16 protein-coding genes and 1 riboswitch are annotated in these 18492 nt (G+C 64.2%); of the genes, 4 read left to right on the top strand and 12 right to left on the bottom strand.

Annotated elements, in window-relative coordinates; translation table 11 throughout:
• The first annotated feature begins 128 nt into the window (after window positions 1-128).
• Together pknB and PCS43_RS27125 are read left to right on the top strand one after the other, a co-directional pair.
• Complete coding sequence (pknB, locus tag PCS43_RS27120) at window positions 129-2192, top strand: Stk1 family PASTA domain-containing Ser/Thr kinase (protein ID WP_003941667.1); 2064 nt, start codon at window positions 129-131, stop codon at window positions 2190-2192.
• 27 nt (window positions 2193-2219) lie between these two features.
• Window positions 2220-2648: a protein-tyrosine phosphatase family protein gene (locus tag PCS43_RS27125; RefSeq protein WP_003941706.1), complete on the top strand. Its 429-nt coding sequence runs from the start codon at window positions 2220-2222 to the stop codon at window positions 2646-2648.
• 83 nt (window positions 2649-2731) lie between these two features.
• Here the strand turns inward: PCS43_RS27125 and PCS43_RS27130 are convergent, their stop codons facing one another.
• From PCS43_RS27130 to PCS43_RS27165, 8 genes are all read right to left on the bottom strand, one after another.
• The gene (locus PCS43_RS27130; RefSeq protein WP_007730070.1) at window positions 2732-4117 is read right to left on the bottom strand and encodes a class II 3-deoxy-7-phosphoheptulonate synthase; all 1386 of its coding nucleotides are present in this window, start codon (window positions 4115-4117) and stop codon (window positions 2732-2734) included.
• Between the two features lie 90 nt (window positions 4118-4207).
• Window positions 4208-4699 carry a polyadenylate-specific 3'-exoribonuclease AS gene (locus PCS43_RS27135; protein WP_003941683.1) on the bottom strand — a complete coding sequence of 164 codons (492 nt, stop codon included), beginning with the start codon at window positions 4697-4699 and terminating at the stop codon, window positions 4208-4210.
• 66 nt (window positions 4700-4765) lie between these two features.
• Window positions 4766-5572, bottom strand: coding sequence for a lysophospholipid acyltransferase family protein (locus PCS43_RS27140; protein WP_003941692.1), 807 nt, complete (start codon window positions 5570-5572; stop codon window positions 4766-4768).
• 94 nt (window positions 5573-5666) lie between these two features.
• Window positions 5667-6707, bottom strand: coding sequence for an ROK family protein (locus PCS43_RS27145; protein ID WP_020969875.1), 1041 nt, complete (start codon window positions 6705-6707; stop codon window positions 5667-5669).
• A 124-nt stretch (window positions 6708-6831) separates the two neighbouring features.
• Entirely contained in the window at window positions 6832-7227 is a 396-nt protein-coding gene (locus PCS43_RS27150; protein ID WP_042453569.1) for a hypothetical protein, read from the bottom strand.
• A complete protein-coding gene (locus PCS43_RS27155; protein WP_125051256.1) occupies window positions 7224-8474 on the bottom strand; it encodes an ArsA family ATPase in 1251 nt (416 codons plus the stop codon). Before PCS43_RS27155 ends, PCS43_RS27150 begins: the two co-directional genes overlap by 4 nt.
• Complete coding sequence (locus PCS43_RS27160; protein ID WP_003941701.1) at window positions 8475-8912, bottom strand: SRPBCC family protein; 438 nt, start codon at window positions 8910-8912, stop codon at window positions 8475-8477.
• Window positions 8913-8975: 63 nt separating this feature from the next.
• The gene (locus PCS43_RS27165) at window positions 8976-9362 is read right to left on the bottom strand and encodes a hypothetical protein (protein WP_003941776.1); all 387 of its coding nucleotides are present in this window, start codon (window positions 9360-9362) and stop codon (window positions 8976-8978) included.
• Window positions 9363-9521: 159 nt separating this feature from the next.
• Here PCS43_RS27165 and PCS43_RS27170 point away from each other — a divergent pair, with 159 nt between their 5' ends.
• A complete protein-coding gene (locus tag PCS43_RS27170) occupies window positions 9522-11333 on the top strand; it encodes an AMP-dependent synthetase/ligase (protein ID WP_042452808.1) in 1812 nt (603 codons plus the stop codon).
• Between the two features lie 82 nt (window positions 11334-11415).
• Here PCS43_RS27170 and PCS43_RS27175 read toward each other — a convergent pair whose 3' ends face one another.
• From PCS43_RS27175 to PCS43_RS27190, 4 genes are all read right to left on the bottom strand, one after another.
• The gene (locus PCS43_RS27175; protein ID WP_003941734.1) at window positions 11416-12543 is read right to left on the bottom strand and encodes a glycosyltransferase family 4 protein; all 1128 of its coding nucleotides are present in this window, start codon (window positions 12541-12543) and stop codon (window positions 11416-11418) included.
• A 78-nt stretch (window positions 12544-12621) separates the two neighbouring features.
• A complete protein-coding gene (locus PCS43_RS27180) occupies window positions 12622-13980 on the bottom strand; it encodes a peptidase MA family metallohydrolase (RefSeq protein ID WP_231915821.1) in 1359 nt (452 codons plus the stop codon).
• Window positions 13981-14054: 74 nt separating this feature from the next.
• On the bottom strand, window positions 14055-15107 hold the full coding sequence (locus PCS43_RS27185; protein WP_003941704.1) for a C40 family peptidase: 1053 nt from the start codon (window positions 15105-15107) through the stop codon (window positions 14055-14057).
• Between the two features lie 324 nt (window positions 15108-15431).
• Complete coding sequence (locus PCS43_RS27190; protein WP_003941754.1) at window positions 15432-15989, bottom strand: C40 family peptidase; 558 nt, start codon at window positions 15987-15989, stop codon at window positions 15432-15434.
• Between the two features lie 14 nt (window positions 15990-16003).
• A riboswitch (cyclic di-AMP (ydaO/yuaA leader) is annotated at window positions 16004-16182 on the bottom strand.
• 522 nt (window positions 16183-16704) lie between these two features.
• On the opposite strand from PCS43_RS27190, the gene PCS43_RS27195 reads away from it, so the two are divergent.
• On the top strand, window positions 16705-18465 hold the full coding sequence (locus tag PCS43_RS27195) for a DEDD exonuclease domain-containing protein (RefSeq protein WP_209908919.1): 1761 nt from the start codon (window positions 16705-16707) through the stop codon (window positions 18463-18465).
• Window positions 18466-18492 lie beyond the last annotated feature (27 nt).

An 18492-nucleotide genomic window follows, 5' to 3' on the forward strand; every position in this document is an offset into this window, starting at 1 on the left:
GTGGATGTGAATCGGTGCTGCGGGAACCGGTACGCGGTATACAACCACCCACATGCTGACAGCTACCACCCAGACCGCAAGCAGACAGATCGCAAGCACGGAGGAACAGTCATTACGGAGGTCGAGGGTTGATCGGCGAAATGCTCGAGCGCCGCTATCGAGTGGACGCACCGATCGCGCGCGGCGGTATGTCGACCGTGTATCGAGGCCTCGATACACGGTTGGATCGACCTGTCGCGATCAAGGTGATGGATCCGCAATTCGCCGGCGATCCAGCGTTCCTGACTCGTTTCGAGTTCGAGGCCCGGGCCGTGGCCCGACTCAAGCATCCGGCCCTTGTGGCCGTCTACGACCAAGGCAGCGATCGCAATCACGTGTTCCTCGTGATGGAACTCGTCGACGGTGGAACCTTGCGTGAACTCCTTCGTGAGCGCGGACCGATGCCGCCACACGCAGTCGCTGCAGTCGTGGCACCTGTCCTGGACGCGTTGGCGGTGGCGCATCGAGCGGGACTGGTTCACCGTGACGTCAAACCCGAGAACATCTTGATCTCGGACACCGGCGAAGTGAAGATCGCCGACTTCGGATTGGTGCGTGCAGCTGCGGCAGCAACCACCACCTCCAACAGCGTGATCCTCGGCACCGCGGCCTATCTGTCGCCGGAACAGGTGACGTCAGGAATTGCCGACACTCGAAGCGACGTCTACTCCACCGGCGTGTTGATGTTCGAACTTCTCACCGGTACAACACCGTTCACCGGCGATACGTCACTCTCCATCGCCTACCAACGCATCCACGACGATGTCCCGCGCCCAGGTTCACGTATCCCCGGTGTACCGGCGCAGTTCGATCGTCTGGTTGCCGAAGCCACTCACCGCGAGCCCGCACATCGTTTCGCCGACGCCGGTGAGATGGCAGCTGCACTTCGCAGTGTGAGCGAGCAACTGGAACTTCCGTCATACCGCGTTCCCGCTCCGCGTCGAAGCGCCCAGCACCAGAGCGCGCAAGTTGCCCCGGCCCGGCCACAACCGGCGCCTGCGCCTCCCACGGAGGTACACCCGAACTCTGCTGCGCGCCCGAACCCTGCTGCCACGACGGTATTGGCGTCCGGCGTGGCCCCGGCTGTGGCAGCCACCACTGCGCTCGGCACGGGCTCTCCTCCCCCTGGCGGTATCCAGCACACTCGCGCGGTCACCGCACAAACTGCTCGTCCGGCGACGGTCGACGGCGACTCGGATTTCGACGACGGTTCCGATTTCGGCGACGACCACCCGGGGCACGACGATCCGCATGCTCATTTTGTCGAGGCACGTCGTAAATCGCGACGAGCCACCCTGATCTGGCTGCTCGTCATCGCGGTCCTCGCGCTCGCGTTGGGCTTCGGCGGATGGTGGATGGGCTCGGGCCGCTATACAGCTGTTCCCTCGATCGACGGGCTGACCAAGGACACTGCGGTCACCGCTCTGCAGGACGCCGGGCTCTCCCCCGACGTCCAGGGTCAGTACTCCGACGCCCAACCCATCGACACGGTGATCGGGACGGACCCGGCCTCCGGCTCGAGGGTTACCAAAGGCTCGACCGTCGCGCTGCTGACTTCGCTCGGGCGTCCGACTGTCCCGCCCATTCCGGCCGGCGGCGACGTCTCGGCCCTGGGCGCACAACTCGCCGACCGCACTCTCGTCGCGGTCGACGGCGGGGACACATTCAGCTCCAAGATCCCGATCGGCGGCGTGGCCGCGCTCGACCCGGCACCGGGAACCGAAGTTGCCGTGGGCTCCTCGGTCAAGGTCATCACATCCAAAGGGTCACCGCCCGTGGACATTCCCGATGTGAAGGGCATGTCCGAGAACGCTGCGCGCGCCGCCCTCGACAAGGTAGGCATCTCAGTCAGCACCACCAGAACAACGTTCGACGACGCCGTCGAGGGCGGTAGCGTAATCGGCACCGATCCCGCAGTCGGGTCCTCCGTCAACGCCGGCACCTCCGTGGTTCTGCTCATCTCCGACTCCGTCAAGGTTCCCTCGCTGATCGGCCGCTCCGTCTCCTCAGCACGCGAAGAACTCGGCCGCCTCGGCCTCGAGATCACCGTGCGTCAGCTCACCCAGAACGACAGCTCGGTAATCATCAGCCAGAGCGTCAAGAACGACCTCGTTGCCAAGGGCACCGACATCAGCGTCGTCGCAATTCCCTGACAGTCCGCTTCGGCCTAATCTGAATTCATGGCCACGTGGGAACCCGAGAGCATTGGGATACTCGACTTGCCGTCGGGGAGATCGATTCGGGGTCGAGGACTCCGCAATCCACTTCCTTCCGGACCTCTCCCCACCTTCGGCGTCTATCTGACCGGTAAAGAACCTCCCGACACCGAGTGGGAGTCGGAGTGGGTCCGCTGGCGAGATTTCTGGTTGCCGAGCGATCCCGATGCGCTGCGCAGGGCCTTGCACGAAGTGTGGGTGCGCTCGGAAACCGAAAGAGTCGAGATCGCGTGCGGTGGTGGATACGGCCGCACCGGAACAGCGTTGGCCGCTCTTGCCGTCATGGACGGAGTGCCCAGTAAGGACGCCACCGCGTACGTTCGCGCACGTTACTCACCTCGCGCCGTCGAAATGCCCTGGCAGCGCCGATTCGTCACACGATTCACGCAATAGCGAACGCCCCCACCTGCGCGAGCGGGTGAGGGCGTTTGCCGAAAATCTATGCCGGCGCGAATCAGCTTCGGCGAAGCAGGGTTTCAGCCTCGCAGCATCTCGGCCACGAGGAACGCGAGCTCCAACGACTGTTGGGTGTTCAATCGGGGGTCGCACGCCGTCTCGTAGCGACCGCCGAGATCGAGGTCGGAGATGTCCTGCGCGCCGCCGAGGCACTCGGTGACGTTCTCACCGGTCAGCTCGACGTGGATGCCACCCGGATGCGTGCCGAGACCGTTGTGGACCTCGAAGAATCCCTGGACCTCGTCGACGATGCGGTCGAAGTGGCGCGTCTTGTACCCGGTGGAGGCTTCGTGGGTGTTGCCGTGCATCGGATCGCACTGCCAGATGACCTGGTGACCGGTGGCTTGGACCTTCTCGATGATCGCCGGCAGCAGGTCGCGGACCTTGCCGTTGCCCATGCGCGAGATCAGAGTCAGACGACCTGGCTTGTTGGTGGGGTCGAGACGCTCGACGTATTCCACCGCCATTTCCGGCGTCGTGCTCGGGCCGATCTTGAGGCCGATCGGGTTGGACACCAACTCGGCGAAGGCGATGTGCGCGCCGTCGAGCTGACGAGTGCGGTCACCGATCCAGAGGAAGTGAGCCGACAGGTCGTAGAGCTTGGGGTGATCGCTGTCGTTGTCGAGACGCAGCATCGCGCGCTCGTAGTCGAGAACCAGGGCCTCGTGGCTGGCAAAGATCTGTGCCTGGTGCAGGCTCGGATCGGTGACGCCACACGCGTTCATGAACTGCAGGCCGCGGTCGATCTCGGCTGCCAGTTGCTCGTAGCGTGCGCCCGCGGGCGACGCTGCGACGAATTCGCGGTTCCAATCGTGCACCTTGTGCAGGTCGGCCATGCCGGCGCCGGTGAGTGCGCGAACCAGGTTCATCGCGGCGCTGGCGTTGGCGTATGCACGCACCAGTCGCGAAGGATCGTGGGCGCGGACTGCCTCGTCGGCGACGAGCGAGTTGATCATGTCGCCGCGGTAGGACTTCAGACCCAACGAGTCGATGTCGGCAGAGCGCGGTTTGGCGTACTGGCCGGCGATGCGAGCGACCTTGACGACCGGCATCGAGGAACCGTAGGTGAGCACGACGGCCATCTGCAGCAACGTGCGGATGTTTCCCTTGATGTGCGGCTCGGTGTTGTCCGCGAAGGTCTCGGCGCAGTCACCGCCCTGAAGCAGAAATGCCTCACCACGCGCGACCTGCGCGAGACGCTCTTGCAGCGCCTCGACTTCGCTGGCCACTGTGATGGGAGGCACGCTCTCGAGCACAGTCCGCATGGCGGCCGCCTGGTCAGCAGGCCACGAGGGCTGCTGAGCAGCGGGCTTCGCGAGCGCCTCGTCGAGCTGCTTACGCAGTCCGGCAGGCAGCGGCGGGAGTTCGGGCAAGCGGTCGATCGGCACGTCGACAGTCCAGTTCACCTCTACAGGATATTCGCTCGCTCGTCGGCGCGTCACACAGGCTCTCGATCGCAGCCCAATCGGAACACTTCCCGCGCACCGAAACCGGGGTCAGCGAAGTGACCGTGCAGCCGAAATGGCGTCGAACTTCACGAGGTTGTGCCTGGCGTCGGCAAGTGCGTCGTGTGCGTCGGCGGGCGCCGACGGGAGGGCAGGACTGCCGTTGTCTTCCCAGAACTGTCGGAGTTCGCGGGTGTACCGCGGCATCGACTGCGGTAGTTCGGTCATATCGCCCCACAACTGGCACAGCGCGACGTGGTCGTAGGCGGCGACCCACGCCCAGAGCTCCGGAACCACCATCGGCCGCGGAACGAAGAATTTCAGAAGATCGTCGCGGATCTTCTCGCGTGATTTCCACAGCGGCGACGAAGGCTGCGGCAACTTCGGCAGCACGTTCTTGCGCACCCAACTACCGGCACGGGCGGGATCGAACTCCGTCGAGACAGCGTAATACTCTCGGCCGTCCTCACAGACAACGCCGATGGACACGAGATCGATGGTTCGACCGTCTTCGATGAATTCACAGTCGTAGAAGTAGCGCACGTCCGAAAACTATGCCGCACGCGCAGGCTCTGGAGCCAATGCGCGTGCGGCCGGTGTGGGAAATCTCTAGCTGGCTTGTGCGTCCGGGAGCGAATCCTTGTCGGACTTCGCGGATTCCTTCGACTCGGCCGAGGCCACGAGATCGACAACCGACTCGCCGCCTTCCGCCGGAACGTCGACGGCAGCTTCGGGTTTCGTGGGCGCCTGGTTCTTGAGGCTCGCCGCGTAGATGTCCACGTACTCCTGGCCGGAGAGTTTCATCAGCTTGTACATCACCTCGTCGGTCACAGCGCGCTCGACGAAGCGGTTTCCGCCCATGCCTTCGAAGCGGGAGAAATCGATGGGTTCGCCGACGATCACGGTGACCTTGGCGGGACGCCACATCCGTGAGCCGATCGGATTCATCTTGTCGGTGCCGACCATCGCTACCGGGATCACCTTGACGCCCGATTCAAGTGCGAGGCGCGCCATTCCGGTCTTGCCCTTGTAGAGGCGACCGTCAGGCGAGCGCGTCCCCTCGGGGTAGATACCCAGCAGGCTGCCCGAACCGAGGACCTTGAGACCGGCGTTGAGTGCATCCTGCGCCGCGTCTGCACCGGTTCGGTCGATGGGGACCTGACCGACCGCGGTGAAGAACCACTTCTGGAAAGCGCCCTTCAGACCGGAACCGGTGAAGTACTCACTCTTGGCAAGGAACGTGATGCGGCGGTTGACGCGAAGCGGAAGGTAGAACGAGTCCAGAACCGCCTGGTGATTGCTGGCCAGAATGGCCGCCCCGTCAGTCGGAATGTTCTCGTGACCCTTGACCGTCGGACGCCCGAGCAGCCAGAGAATCGGCCCCAGCAACACATACTTGAAGAGCCAATACCACACGGCGTCCCTCCCATTCACAGCTGAATTTCGCTGAGTACGACCTTACTGCCGACCGGTAACCCCCGCTACACACGCCCCTGCAGGATCGACCCGATCACAGTCCGGCAGACGTGGTTCCAGCGCCGTCGACCCCACCGAGATCCTGAGGCACTACCGATCGGGCCAATGCGGCGGCGCCGACCATGCCCGCAGCTTCGCCCAGCTGAGCGGAACGGATGCGGGCCAGTGGGCGGTGCTTCGCCCCGGTCAACAATGTCGCGTACTGCTCGCGGGCGTCGTCGAGAAACAGTGGGGCAGAACTCGCGACGCCGCCGGCGATCACGACCAGATCGGGATCGTAGACGTCACCGACCATGGCCAGACCCACGGCCAGCCAACGGGTGAACTCGGCGATCGTTGCCAGCGCGAGTGGGTCACCGTCCTGCGCGGCGTTGGCGATCCGGCGACCGGTGAGCGAACCAGGATCCACCGCAACCTCACGCGCCAGGACCGTCGACGCGGCCGGGTCGGCGGCAAGCAGTTCGATTGCCGTGTCGACGAGCGCCGTTCCGCTGCAATAGCGCTCCCAACACCCACGTTTGCCACACGCGCACTGACGCCCGCCCGGAACGACCTGGATGTGGCCCAGTTCGGGGGCGACGCCGTGACTCCCCCGGTACAGCTCACCGTTGATCAGCAGCGCTCCACCGATTCCGGTCCCGATTGCCACCATCACGACATTGCGGCCACCTGCGGCCGCGCCGAATCGGTGCTCCGCGAACGCCGCTGCATTGGCGTCGTGTTCGAGAACGACCGGCAAGCCGAGCCGCTTGCTCAAGTCACTTCCGACCGGCGCGTCCACCCATGGCAAGTGCGGAGCGAACCGAACCGAGCTTCGATCGGAGGTGATGAAGCCGGCGACCGCCAACCCCACGGCCGATACCTCATGCCTGGTGACCAATTCGCGCACGACGCGATCGAGACCGTCTTCGAGTGCCCTGGCCGACTGCGGGGTCGGGGCTTGAATCATCTCGAGCACTTGTCCGTCGACGTCCACGACGGAGGCCCTGATACTCGTCCCGCCGACGTCGATGCCGACCGTCAAGATGTCGTCCATGGTGGAGTCGGAGACCGCTTTCAAGCGGCGCGCGCTCATCGCGACGATTCCCGCGCGAGCGGCGTCCGCTGGAGTGCGCACCCTGAATCGGTGCCTCGTGCGTCGGTGACCATTGTGTCGATTGTGCTCATCTCGGGCCGTTCGCTCTACCCGGGGTACTGAGTCAGTCCTTGACCGTCACGTTGATCGGGACAAATGCCGCCGTGCGAGTTCGCTCCGCACCTGGCGTCGTCGGACCGCCGTCCGGTCCACGATCGGGACCTGACGGCCCCCCGAGAAACTCGTCGAGAATCTCACGAAGCAACGCAAGGAATGCTGCTGCTTGACCCGCGAGGAATGCCAACAGTTCGTGGTGCTCACCGCGAACCAGTGCGGCGAGGGCGCACACCGGGCACCAGCTGCAGCCGGTGAACACCGGCTGCGTGTCCGTGGACGCCGAGTCACTCGCAACGTCTGCCGTCGCTGCTGCGGCCTTCTGCAGCACCGGTTCCAGGCGCGTCAGAACGGTTTCCGCCAGCGCGCGAAACTCCGCGACGAGGCGCTCGTGCTCTTCGCTCATACCGGCCACACCGCGGGATCCGGGCTGAACCGGATGATCAGGTAACTGCCGTCCAACTCCGCCCCGTTCACGACACAACGACGCAGCACCGACGCCAAACGAACTCTGCGTCGTACGCCGTCTGCTCCCACCAGCACATCGTCCTCCACCCGGCCCAACGACAACGACGACGGATCCACGAGCGGAAGGTACATCCGCATCACGTACACCGAATCGACTCCGGTCCCGGACTCCAACGACACCACGATGTTGTCCGCGGTACCGACGGTGCCCGAATCCGTGCCCGCTCCACCCTCGAACGTGGCCGCGATCTCGCCCAGAGCGGCCAACCCTACCGGTTCGGCGCAAGCGCGTTCGACCGTTGTGACGGACATTCCATCGGTTGATCCACGCAGTTCGTCCACGACGAGTGCCTGAGCCGCCCGGATCGACGCGAGCCACTGCGCCGCCGGTGAATCGTCGACACCCTTCCCGGCGGACGAGTTGAACTGCGGGACAAGGTTGTTGACCACAATCCCGTCAACTCGCAACCCGGCCAGAGCCAGCCCGGACAACGTCCGACGAGTCGCCGCGACCGACACGCCGTCGGCCGACGTCACCACACGCACGCCGGTGTTCTCCCGATCCGAGAGGTGAACCGCGATCCGATCCACCGACGCGAGCACGCGTTCGACGACGGACACGAGCAGGAGCAGCCGCATGTCCGTACCTGTCACAGCGACCATCCGCCTGTGCCGCGGCCACAATCGCTCGAGATACTCCGACACCATCGACGGCGAGCCGAGTATCCGCAGCGCTTCGGCGGCGGCCGGACAGTCCACGATCACGAGGTCGTAGTCGCCGCTGTCCGAGAGGTCGACGATCTCGGCGAGCCCGAGCATGTCTTGGATGCCCAGGGATCCCGTCAACTCTTCCGGTTCCAAGCCCTCGAACGACGAACCGTGTTCGTGATCTCCCGCTCCGAAAGTTCCTGCAGCGTCGATCAACCCCGACAATCCTCGGAACTTGTCCTCGAGGAGCGCTGACGTGTCGAGTTGCCGGACGTCGAGACGCTCGGTGAGAGATGTGGTCGTTCGCGGATTCGGCACGCCCAGGACGTCTGCAAGAGAACCTGCCTGATCGATCGACACGAGCAGCACTCTCGCCCCATCGGTCGCAGCCGACACAGCAGTCGCTGCGGCAAGCGTCGTCGTGCCTACTCCGCCTTTACCGACGAACAGTTGGACGCGCGATCGTTGCTCCGGCACTCAGCCCTCGACTCGCTTCTTCAGTTCCTTCAGAGCTGTGTCGGTGATGATCTTCTCGGCCTTGCGCTTGAACAGTCCGATCATCGGAATCGTCAGGTCGACCGTCAACTCGTAGGTGACCGACGTGGTGCCGTTCGGGCCGGGCTCGAGTGTGTACGAACCGAATTGGGACTTCTGAATCTCGCCCGAGATCAGCTCCCAACTCACCGCCATACCGTCCGGTGCCCACGAATACTGCAGTTCGTAGGTGTCCTTCACCATCCCCGCGTCGAGGACGAAACGTACTCGGTCCGCGCGGCCGCCCTGTCCCGGCGCCGTCACCTCGACGGACTTCGCCGCGGCCACCCACTCGGGGTACCGCTCGAAATCGGCGATGACGTCCATCACGGCGTCGGCAGGAGCGTCGATGCTGATCAACCCCTTGGTCTTCTCGGCCATACGACTGCGCTACCTTCCTTCGTCAAAAGTCCAGAACCTGCACAACGTGCAGTGCTTCGATTATCAGTCCGGTGCTACTCCGGCGGCACGTCCCGCTTCGAGTTCGCGCTTGAGCTGGAACGACATGACCTTGCCGTCGACCCGACGCTTGCGGTTCATCCCGGCGAGGTCGAGGGTCGCCAGATCGGACGGCGATACGCCGACCGGCTCACAGTGCAGGAAGTAGTGCGCGATCGTCCCGTCCATGACCGGTTCGAGCCACACCTCCATGGTGCCGACCAGCTGACCGGACACTCCCCAACGGAATCCTGCGGGACCGCGATCTTCCCGGACTTCGAGCTCGAGATCACTGAACCAGCGACGCCACTGCGCGCGCGAGGACAACAGTTCGGCGACCCGCTCGGGCGGGGCGGCGATGAAAGTCTGGTCTGCGACCTGAATGCTGCTCACCGAAGTAGCTTCACATATCGCGTCCGCGAAGCGTCGAGGGGTGTCGCAACACTACATACCGGACAGACTGTAAGCCTGGCCACAACTGCGTCGGACATGCGACTACAGTAGGAGACGAAAACCCTACTCGTCAGTATTTCGCAGTGTCGGAGGTATTTCGTGCCTGAGTTCAGCGCACCCCAGACGTTCACCATTCCCGAGGATGCCTCCGCGGTCGACTCGGTCTTCGCCTTCGCGAAGACGAAGCCGGCGGCGGTTGTCTACAAGCGCAAAGTCGGAAATGCATGGGTCGATGTCACTGCAGGCGATTTCGCTGCTCAGGTGACTGCCGTCGCCAAGGGCCTGATCGCGATCGGAGTCGAGCAGGGCGATCGCGTCGGCCTCATGTCGGCGACGCGTTTCGAATGGCCGCTCGTCGACTACGCCATCTGGGCGGCCGGCGGCGTGACGGTTCCGATCTACGAAACCTCCGCAGCCGAGCAGGTTCGCTGGATTCTCGAGGACTCCGAAGCAATCGACCTCATCGTCGAGAACGACGCACATGCCGCGACCGTGAAGGACGTCGCTGCAGCCGCCCCCGCGCTGCGCACGGTCTACCAGATCGATGCCGCGGCAGGCGCTAAAGGTGTTGTCGAGGAATTGACCGCATTGGGCGCCGACATCTCCGACGAGGACGTCCACGCCCGTGTCGCTGCACTGAAGGCATCCGATCCCGCGACCCTGATCTACACGTCGGGCACCACAGGCCGACCCAAGGGCTGCCAGCTGACGCACTCCAACCTGATTGCCGAGTCGAAGGGCATCCTCGACTCCAACCTCGGCACGCTGCTCAAGACTCCTGGCGTCCGCACGCTGATGTTCTTGCCGCTCGCGCACGTTCTCGCTCGCGCAGTCAGCATCGCGTCGTTCGACGCCGGTGCAGCGCTGGGGCACACGAGTGACATCCCGAACCTCGTTCCGACGTTCGGCGAGTTCAAGCCCGACTTCATCCTCTCGGTGCCGCGCGTGTTCGAGAAGGTCTACAACAGCGCACGCGCCAAGGCGCACGGCGACGGCAAGGGAAAGATCTTCGACGCGGCCGCAGACACCGCCGTCGCGTGGAGCGAGGCGCAGGACAAGGGCGGCGCCGGCATCGTTCTCAAGGCCAAGCACGCTCTCTTCGACAAGCTCGTGTACTCGAAGCTGCGCGCAGCGCTCGGCGGGCAGTGCCAGCTGGCCATTTCCGGTGGTGCACCTCTGGGCGCTCGACTCGGCCACTTCTTCCGCGGTATCGGTGTCACGATCTACGAGGGCTACGGACTGACCGAGACCACCGCAGCGTTCGCCGTCAACACCATCGGCGCACAGAAGGTCGGCTCTGTCGGAAAGCCGTTGGCCGGCAACTCCGTTCGTATCGCAGAAGACGGCGAAATCCTCCTCTCGGGACCGGTGGTCTTTACCGGCTACTGGCGCAACGAGAAGGCGACCGCCGAGTCGATCGAGAACGGCTGGTTCCACACCGGCGACCTCGGCACCGTCGACAAGGACGGCTACATCACCATCACCGGCCGCAAGAAGGAAATCATCGTCACGGCAGGCGGCAAGAACGTCTCCCCCGCTCAGCTCGAGGATTCCCTTCGCGCGCACCCGCTGATCAGCCAGGCCATCGTGGTCGGCGACCAGAAGCCTTTCATCGGCGCCCTCATCACCATCGACGCCGAAGCTCTTCCCGCCTGGAACGAGCGCAACAACAAGGCCGCAGGAACCACAGCGGCCGACCTGGTTTCGGACGGCGAACTGGTCGGCGAAATCCAGGACGCCATCGACGAGGCCAACAAGCTCGTCTCACACGCCGAGGCGATCAAGAAGTTCCGCATTCTTCCGGTCGACTTCTCCGAGGACACAGGCGAACTCACGCCCACGATGAAGCTCAAGCGCAACGTCGTGCACGAGAGCTTTGCCGCCGACATCGAAAAGATCTACGCCAAGTAGGTTTTCGGCAAGCAGCTTCTCGCAGCAACGAACGGCCCGCACCGAATTCGGTGCGGGCCGTTTGCGTTCGAGTCCCGGTAGCTCAGCCGAGGAGATTACGCAGCTTCGAAGCGAGCGTGTCCCACTTCCAGTCTTCGGCAACCCATGCCCGGCCGGCTGCTCCCATCGCGGCCGCGCGATCACGATCGGACAGCACCTCGATCACGGATTCGGCGACGTCGCGAACAGAGGTGCCGTCGACCACGAGCCCGGTCTTGTTCTGCTGCACCGTTTCCGGAGCGCCACCACTGCGCCCGGCGATGACCGGCACACCGGTAGCCGAGGCCTCGAGGTAGACGATTCCCAGTCCTTCGACGTCCAATCCGGCGCCTCGGGTACGGCACGGCATGGCGAACACGTCGGCGATCGTGTGGTGCGCCGCCAACTCTGCGGCGGGCACCGTGCCCGTGAAGACGACGTGATCGTCCATCCCGGTCTTACGCGCCAATTGGCGGAGATGGTCCTCGTACGGCCCACCTCCGACGATCACCAGTACCGCCCCGTCAATGCTCTTGCGTACGGTCGGCAGCGCCTTGATGAGCATGTCCTGCCCCTTGCGTGGCACGAGCCGCGACAGGCACAGGATCGTGGGCCGCTCGCCCAGCCCGTATCGCTTACGCAGTTCCGCGCGGGCGACCGAGTCCGGGTGGAACACTGACGTGTCCACTCCGGAAGGAAGGTGCTCGAGCGCCGCTTGCGGGCCGAAGGCCGCCGAGAACCGCCCACGGGTGTATTTGCTGACGAACGTCACCGCATCGGTGTGGTCACCGATCACACGCAACGACTGCCGCGCACCGGGAATCATCGACCATCCGACCTCGTGGCCGTGAGTACTCGCGATCACTCGGCTCGCTCCGGCGCGTCGAACAACCGGTGCCAACAACGCCAACGGTGCTGCCGCACCGAACCAGACCGACTCGCAGTCGTGCTTCTTGACCAACTTCGCGGCTCGACGAGCGACAAAAGGCGACGGCAGCATCAGCGTCGTCGGGTGCCGAACGACCTCGAAAGGCTGTGCCGCATCGAACTTCTTGTGCGAGTCGCCCCGCCACCGCGGTGCGTACACCACCAACTTGTCCGGCGGCAGATGCCCGGCGAACGTGTGGAGATAAGACTGGATACCTCCGGGGCGAGGAGGAAAATCGTTGGTCACCAAGAGGGTCCGGCGCATCCGTCCACCGTAGGGCACTCGGTGCTTCAAACGTGCGAAGGGCACCTCGCCGCTGCAATCGACCCAGCCGCGAACTACTCAGCCCAGATGGCTGTTGGTCCAGTCGACCCATCCGGTTCGCAATTCTTCGGTTCCGACGCCAACGACCGCTCGGATCCGCGAATCGAGGTCTTCGGCCGTCATCTTTCCGGAGGCGAGAGCGCGAAAGAGGTCGGTCAGCTTTGCTTCTCCGAATCGATCGGCGATATACGCGTTGATCGACCACGCCGATTCGTACGCCAGTGAACTCACGACCGGTACACCGCTGAACTGCGTGTCGTCCGGAAACTCGGTCGGAGTATCGCCGGAGCGTACCGCTGCCGCCAGAGTCGGCGCGATCTCACCCCAGGCCCGCGAGGATCCACGGTTTCCCGCGTATTCGGCAAACCCTTCCAATACCCACATCGGCGACCCGTCACGGGTTTTCGATCGGGCGGCTATGTGCATCAGTTCGTGGCGCAACACCGTTCGCCTGGTGATGTCGGTCAACCTCGAAGCCGCGGCAGGCGAGAAGACCACCCGCTGGCCGCTCACGTCGGAAGACCCGTCCGCCGTCGCATCCGCGACCGACACTGCGGCAATCGAAGCGCCGTCGTGATGGGAGCCGACCAGTGCGGTGAATTCCTCAGCGGACCCCGCCACCATGAGCACCGCGCGCTCGGACCACCACGGCCCCCACAACTGCGTCGTGTTCTCGATGGCTGAGTCCACATCGGCAGCCAAAGCGTCGACGAACGCCTGCTGACCCGGGTGGCCGATCACCAGCGCGTTACCCGCAGAATTCTCGGCGACGGCAAGCGGGCCGAAGTCCCAGGGGCCGTTCCAGGATTCGCCCGCCGTTCGGGCGCCGTCCAGTCCGACGATCGACCCGTCCGCAAGAACCGACCACTGATCGCCGCGTTTCGCGAGCGTCATGGACACTGCCTTGCGCGTGGGCAATGCGTCGACGCCGTCGAGGGCGTACCGCAACAGAACTTGCGCATTCCATACTTCGACGTCTCCGCCCGGCGCACCGGTTCGCGGCGCCGGAGTCAGGCCACCGCTGGGAATCTCGTATCCCCAATCGGAGAATTCGAGCGCTCCCGCTGCAGTGGCTCGTCGAACTTCCGCCTCGAGCACACCGGGTGCGGCAGAACTGTCGACGAACTTCGCCAGCCCCGACGGATCGTCGGACATCTGAGCCGCGGCCCATGCATCGAGAAAGCTCTGGACTTGAGCGCTGCGTTCCGCGTCCTGTTCGGCGGCGGCGTTTTCGTCGGAATCGGACCTGTTCGTCAGGAAGATCGTCAGGCCCAGAACGAGCACCACGGCTACACCGAGCGCCACGAGGGCCGGATACTCCCAACGGCGTGGTCGATCTGCGCCGACGTCGGGCGTCGTCATCGGTTCAGTCGGCACGGTGCCGAGTGTAGGAGAACTCGACTCGACGCTTCACGGCGGCTGGCCACACGCCGCTCGGGCGCAGCAAGCCGTCAGTAACGACGCGCAGTGGAGAACTCCATGCCTGCCATCGACTGGACCTTCACCGGTACGCCGAACGTCGACGCATGCAGAATGTTTCCGTCGCCGGCGTAGATGCCGACATGCGAGTTGTCGCTGTAGAACGTCACGACGTCGCCGGGCTGTAGTTGGTCCCTCGACACCGGTACACCACCCTGCGCCTGCGCTTGGCTCGATCGCGGCAGAGTCTTTCCGATCTGCTTGTAGGCCCACACCACCAGACCTGAGCAGTCGAACTCGTTCGGCCCGGTCGCGCCCCAGACGTACGGGTCACCGATCCGCGTGAGGCCTGCCTGCAGGGCAGCAGCACCCGAGCCAGGGGTCAAGTTAGCCAGAATTTTGCTGAGATCGACGTCCGGCGGGAAAGGCGTACCGCTCAGTTGGTTACGTTCGTCGTCGGTGAGATTCTGGAAGGCTTTGGTCACGTCGGCGATCTGCGTCTGCAGTTCACTCTGCTTACGCTGCAAATCGTCACTGAGTGCGCGGGCTTGATCGGCGGCGGTTCGCGCTTCTTCGGCCGATCGCTTCGATGCTTCCGAGGCGGCACGCGCATCGGCAGTGGCTTGGTTGAACTGAGAGACCTGTACTGCCGCGTCGTTGGAAATCACGTCGAGCGCAGACATCTGGTCGAGCAACTGCTGCGGCGAGTCACTCACCATCAACGCAAAGAGGCGATTGGTTCGCGCACCCTGGTAATTCGCTGTGGCAATACGGTTTACCGCCGGCGCGAACTCGGCGACGCGCGCCGAAGCCGCGTCGAGAAGACCCTGATCGGCTGCCGATCGCACGTCCGCATCATTCGCGACTGCCAGCTTCGCGTCGAGGTCGATCTGCGCGTTGTGCAGCGCTTCGTTGGTCTGCTCGGAAACCCGGGAGAGTTCACCGAGCTTGTCGAGCGCCTCGGTGGGGTTGGTGATGACGGGGTCGGCACCGGCCTGCATCGAAGGCCCTGCAACGAGTCCGAACGCCAGCACTCCCACTGTCAATGCGGCCCGTACTCGACTGTTGTTTTTCGATGAAACCACGGAATGCAACTCTCCGTCTCGGTGAAGCGACGCCGACCGGGACCGGTCGACGATCTGTTAGCTGGCTGTCAACTATCCACAGTACCTGTCTCGGCCGCGCAATGTCTCGATAAGGTTACGGAACGGCATACGTTTGTGTCTACTCGCCGGTAGGCGTGTCGGGGTGAAGTACCGGGCGAATTGTCGCGAAACGAAAATGTGGGCCCCGAATCGAAGATTCGAGGCCCACATTCGAAGATCCGGAGCTCCCCCGAGCTCCGCCGCATCACAGCGGCGGATCGTTCCGACTGCCTACCGGAGACAGCCGTCGAGCGTGTTCAGAAATCAGTAACGGCGAGCGCCGTCGTACGGCATCGAGGACACCGGAGCGAGCTTCACGGGCTGACCAGCGGTCGACGCGTGGATGACATTGCCGTTACCGGCGTAGATGCCCGAATGCGATCCGCCGTAGAAGGAGATCACATCGCCGACCTGAAGATCGGACTGTGCGACGGCAACGCCGGCTGCAGCCTGGTCGTAGCTCGTGCGAGGCAGGTTGAGACCGGCCTGCTTGTATGCCCACTGAACGAGACCGGAGCAGTCGAATGCGTCCGGGCCGGCTGCGCCGTACACGTACGGGGAGCCCAGCTTGCTCTCTGCGGCGCGAACTGCCTGCTCACCAACACTGGAGATGGGAGCGGCCGGTGCAGCCGGTGCGATGTCGGTGATGCCCGGAATGACCGGCAACTGAGGAATAGAAACGCCCGGAACCTCGAACGTGCCGACGCCGGGGATGGTGATGGGGTCTGCCGAGGCAGGTGCAGCGGTTGCAGCGAATGCTCCGACTGCGAGCGCGCCGGCTACTGCCAACTGCGCTGAACGCTTGAAACTCTGTGACGCCACTTAAGGGGTGCTCCATTTCTTCCATTCATCCGCCGACCGAGTTAGCTGACGGGTTCGGGCTGGGAAGATCAGCCCTACCCGCGTGGTCTGCAGCGATCCTGCGTGCTGCACCCCAGGCGGGATTCACCCCAGTGGAAACTTGGGTTCCCGGTTCGGGTTCCTCGCGGAGATCCCGATTAGGCGGTTCCTGACGATGCCGGTCCTGTTTGGTCCGGCAAGACTTCGTTAGGTCTCAGGAAGGTTACGAAATGATCGCGACGATGTCGACCGCTTCGTGACAATCGTGCCCGATTCGCCGGAAATCGTGGTGCCGCGCCCGCGATACGCCCGGCGGGTCACGGGGAGATAACAACAGGTCGGTTCGGCGACCCACTCCAGGCCGTCAAACCCGCGCCCGCTACCCACTGCCAAGGCTCACCAAACCCGACAATCCGATCTTCCATGCAGTTCAACGATGATTACTTGAAACTAGAACTTGTTCCGGTCACGGACGCGGTTTCAGCCGTCGACAGACGCACCGAAGACCCCCTCGACTCGCCCTACTCACAAGTAGGCGCGCGTCCACATTCGCGAGTTCCCACCGCAAGTGTGATCCTCGTCTCTCCTACTTTTGTCGGGCGTTCATCGACCGATTTCGCAACGGAAGTCCGTGCGGGTCGGATTCCGTGTCTGCACTCTCGAATTCGTGTCGGGGGGTACTTCTACTGTCTGCGGTGTGAGTCCCGCCTCGGCCCGAGAATTTCCGTCTCCGCCCCCGTTCTCCGACGGGGAGAAGTTCGACGTCGGGCGGCAACTGAGCTTCGACGAACTGGACACACCGCTGAGCGAGACAACATTTGTCGTCGTCGACCTCGAGACCACAGGGGGCAGCGCCGACCAGGACTCCATCACCGAGATCGGCGCCGTCAAGATCCGCGGCGGCGAGGTACTGGGCGAAATGGCAACACTCGTCGACCCCGGCCGGTCGATTCCGCCGTACATAGTCGAACTGACCGGAATCACCACAGCCATGCTGATCGGTGCACCTCCCATCGAACGTGTCCTGCCTGCTTTTCTCGAGTTCGCCGAGGGCGCGGTGCTGGTGGCACACAACGCGCCGTTCGACATCGGTTTCCTCAAAGCAGCGGCGTCACGCAGCGCGCGCCCGTGGCCTGCGTTCCGTGTCCTGTGCACCGTCAAACTCGCCCGGCGCGTACTCACACGCGACGAAGCACCTTCGGTGAAGCTCTCCGCACTCGCCCATCTCTTCCAAGTGACCACCCAGCCGACGCACCGGGCTCTCGACGACGCGCGTGCGACCGTCGACGTCCTCCACGGACTGATCGACAGGGTCGGAAACCAGGGTGTCCACAGTTACAGCGAACTAGTCGACTACCTGCCCAACATTTCCTCGCATCAACGGGCCAAACGGTCCTTCGCCGCAAACCTGCCGCGAAGCCCCGGTGTCTACCTTTTCCGCGGTCCTTCCGACGAAGCCCTCTACATAGGAACTGCTACCGACCTTCGACGCCGCGTCCGCAACTACTTCACCGGTTCGGAGACCCGCGGCCGGATGAAGGAAATGGTCGCGCTGGCCACCCGTGTGGACCATGTCGAGTGCGCGCACGCTCTCGAGGCCGGGGTGCGTGAACTACGACTGCTGAGCGCGCATGCGCCGCCGTACAACCGTCGCTCCAAGTTTCCCAAGCGAGGTTGGTGGATCACCCTCACCGACGAGGCGTTTCCGAGACTGTCCGTGGTTCGCACGCCCACGGCCGATTCGATCGGCCCGTTCACCTCTCGCGCCGACGCAGTCGACGTCGCCGACACCGTCGCAGAGTTCAGTCGTCTGCGCACGTGTACCAAGCGTCTCGGACGCGGCGCCGTTCACGGCCCTGACTGCCCCGCTCGCGAACTGGGGGCGTGTCCAGCCTCCCGGACCCCGGAAATCAACGCAGAGGACTACGCGGCCGCCCCTGAGGCCGTGCGTGGATTCTTCCGAGGAACCAACGACGCTCCCCTCCAACAGATGCAGGCCCGGATCGACGAGCTGTCCGCACACGCGTTGTTCGAGAATGCTGCTCGTCTGCGTGACCGAACGGTCGCAGTCGCCACCGCAGTGCGGCGCACTCAGCGACTCGCTGCAGTCGCGGCGATCGAACAACTCGTTCTCGCCCGCCCCACCGGAGACGGCGGCTGGGAGCTGTCGGTGATCCGGTCCGGGCGTCTCGCGTCCGCCGGGCTCGCCAGACGTGGGACTCACCCGATGCCCGTCGTCGACGCCATCACCGCGGCGGCCGAAACCGTCCTACCGGACGACGCCCCGTTCCGCGGCGCGTCACCCGAAGAACTGGGACTGATCGCAAGGTGGCTCTCGTCGGACGGTGTCCGAATCGTGTCGGCGACGTCCGGATACGTCGAACCTGTGAGCGGCGCCGGCAAGTGGGAAGCCTGGTGCCGACTCGCCCGAGCCGGAACCGAATCCGAACATCGATGACGTAACGGCGGGGCGGCACCCCTAAGC

This window comes from Rhodococcus sp. C-2, from assembly GCF_027854095.1.
Taxonomy (GTDB): domain Bacteria; phylum Actinomycetota; class Actinomycetes; order Mycobacteriales; family Mycobacteriaceae; genus Rhodococcus_F; species Rhodococcus_F qingshengii.

What these genes read in the sequence shown, in the direction of transcription:
- PCS43_RS27125 (WP_003941706.1), top strand. Translation starts at nt 2,220, where the DNA reads ATGGCCACGTGGGAACCCGAGAGCATTGGGATACTCGACTTGCCGTCG.
- PCS43_RS27145 (WP_020969875.1), bottom strand. Translation starts at nt 6,707, where the DNA reads ATGAGCGCGCGCCGCTTGAAAGCGGTCTCCGACTCCACCATGGACGAC.
- PCS43_RS27150 (WP_042453569.1), bottom strand. Translation starts at nt 7,227, where the DNA reads ATGAGCGAAGAGCACGAGCGCCTCGTCGCGGAGTTTCGCGCGCTGGCG.
- PCS43_RS27160 (WP_003941701.1), bottom strand. Translation starts at nt 8,912, where the DNA reads ATGGCCGAGAAGACCAAGGGGTTGATCAGCATCGACGCTCCTGCCGAC.
- PCS43_RS27175 (WP_003941734.1), bottom strand. Translation starts at nt 12,543, where the DNA reads ATGCGCCGGACCCTCTTGGTGACCAACGATTTTCCTCCTCGCCCCGGA.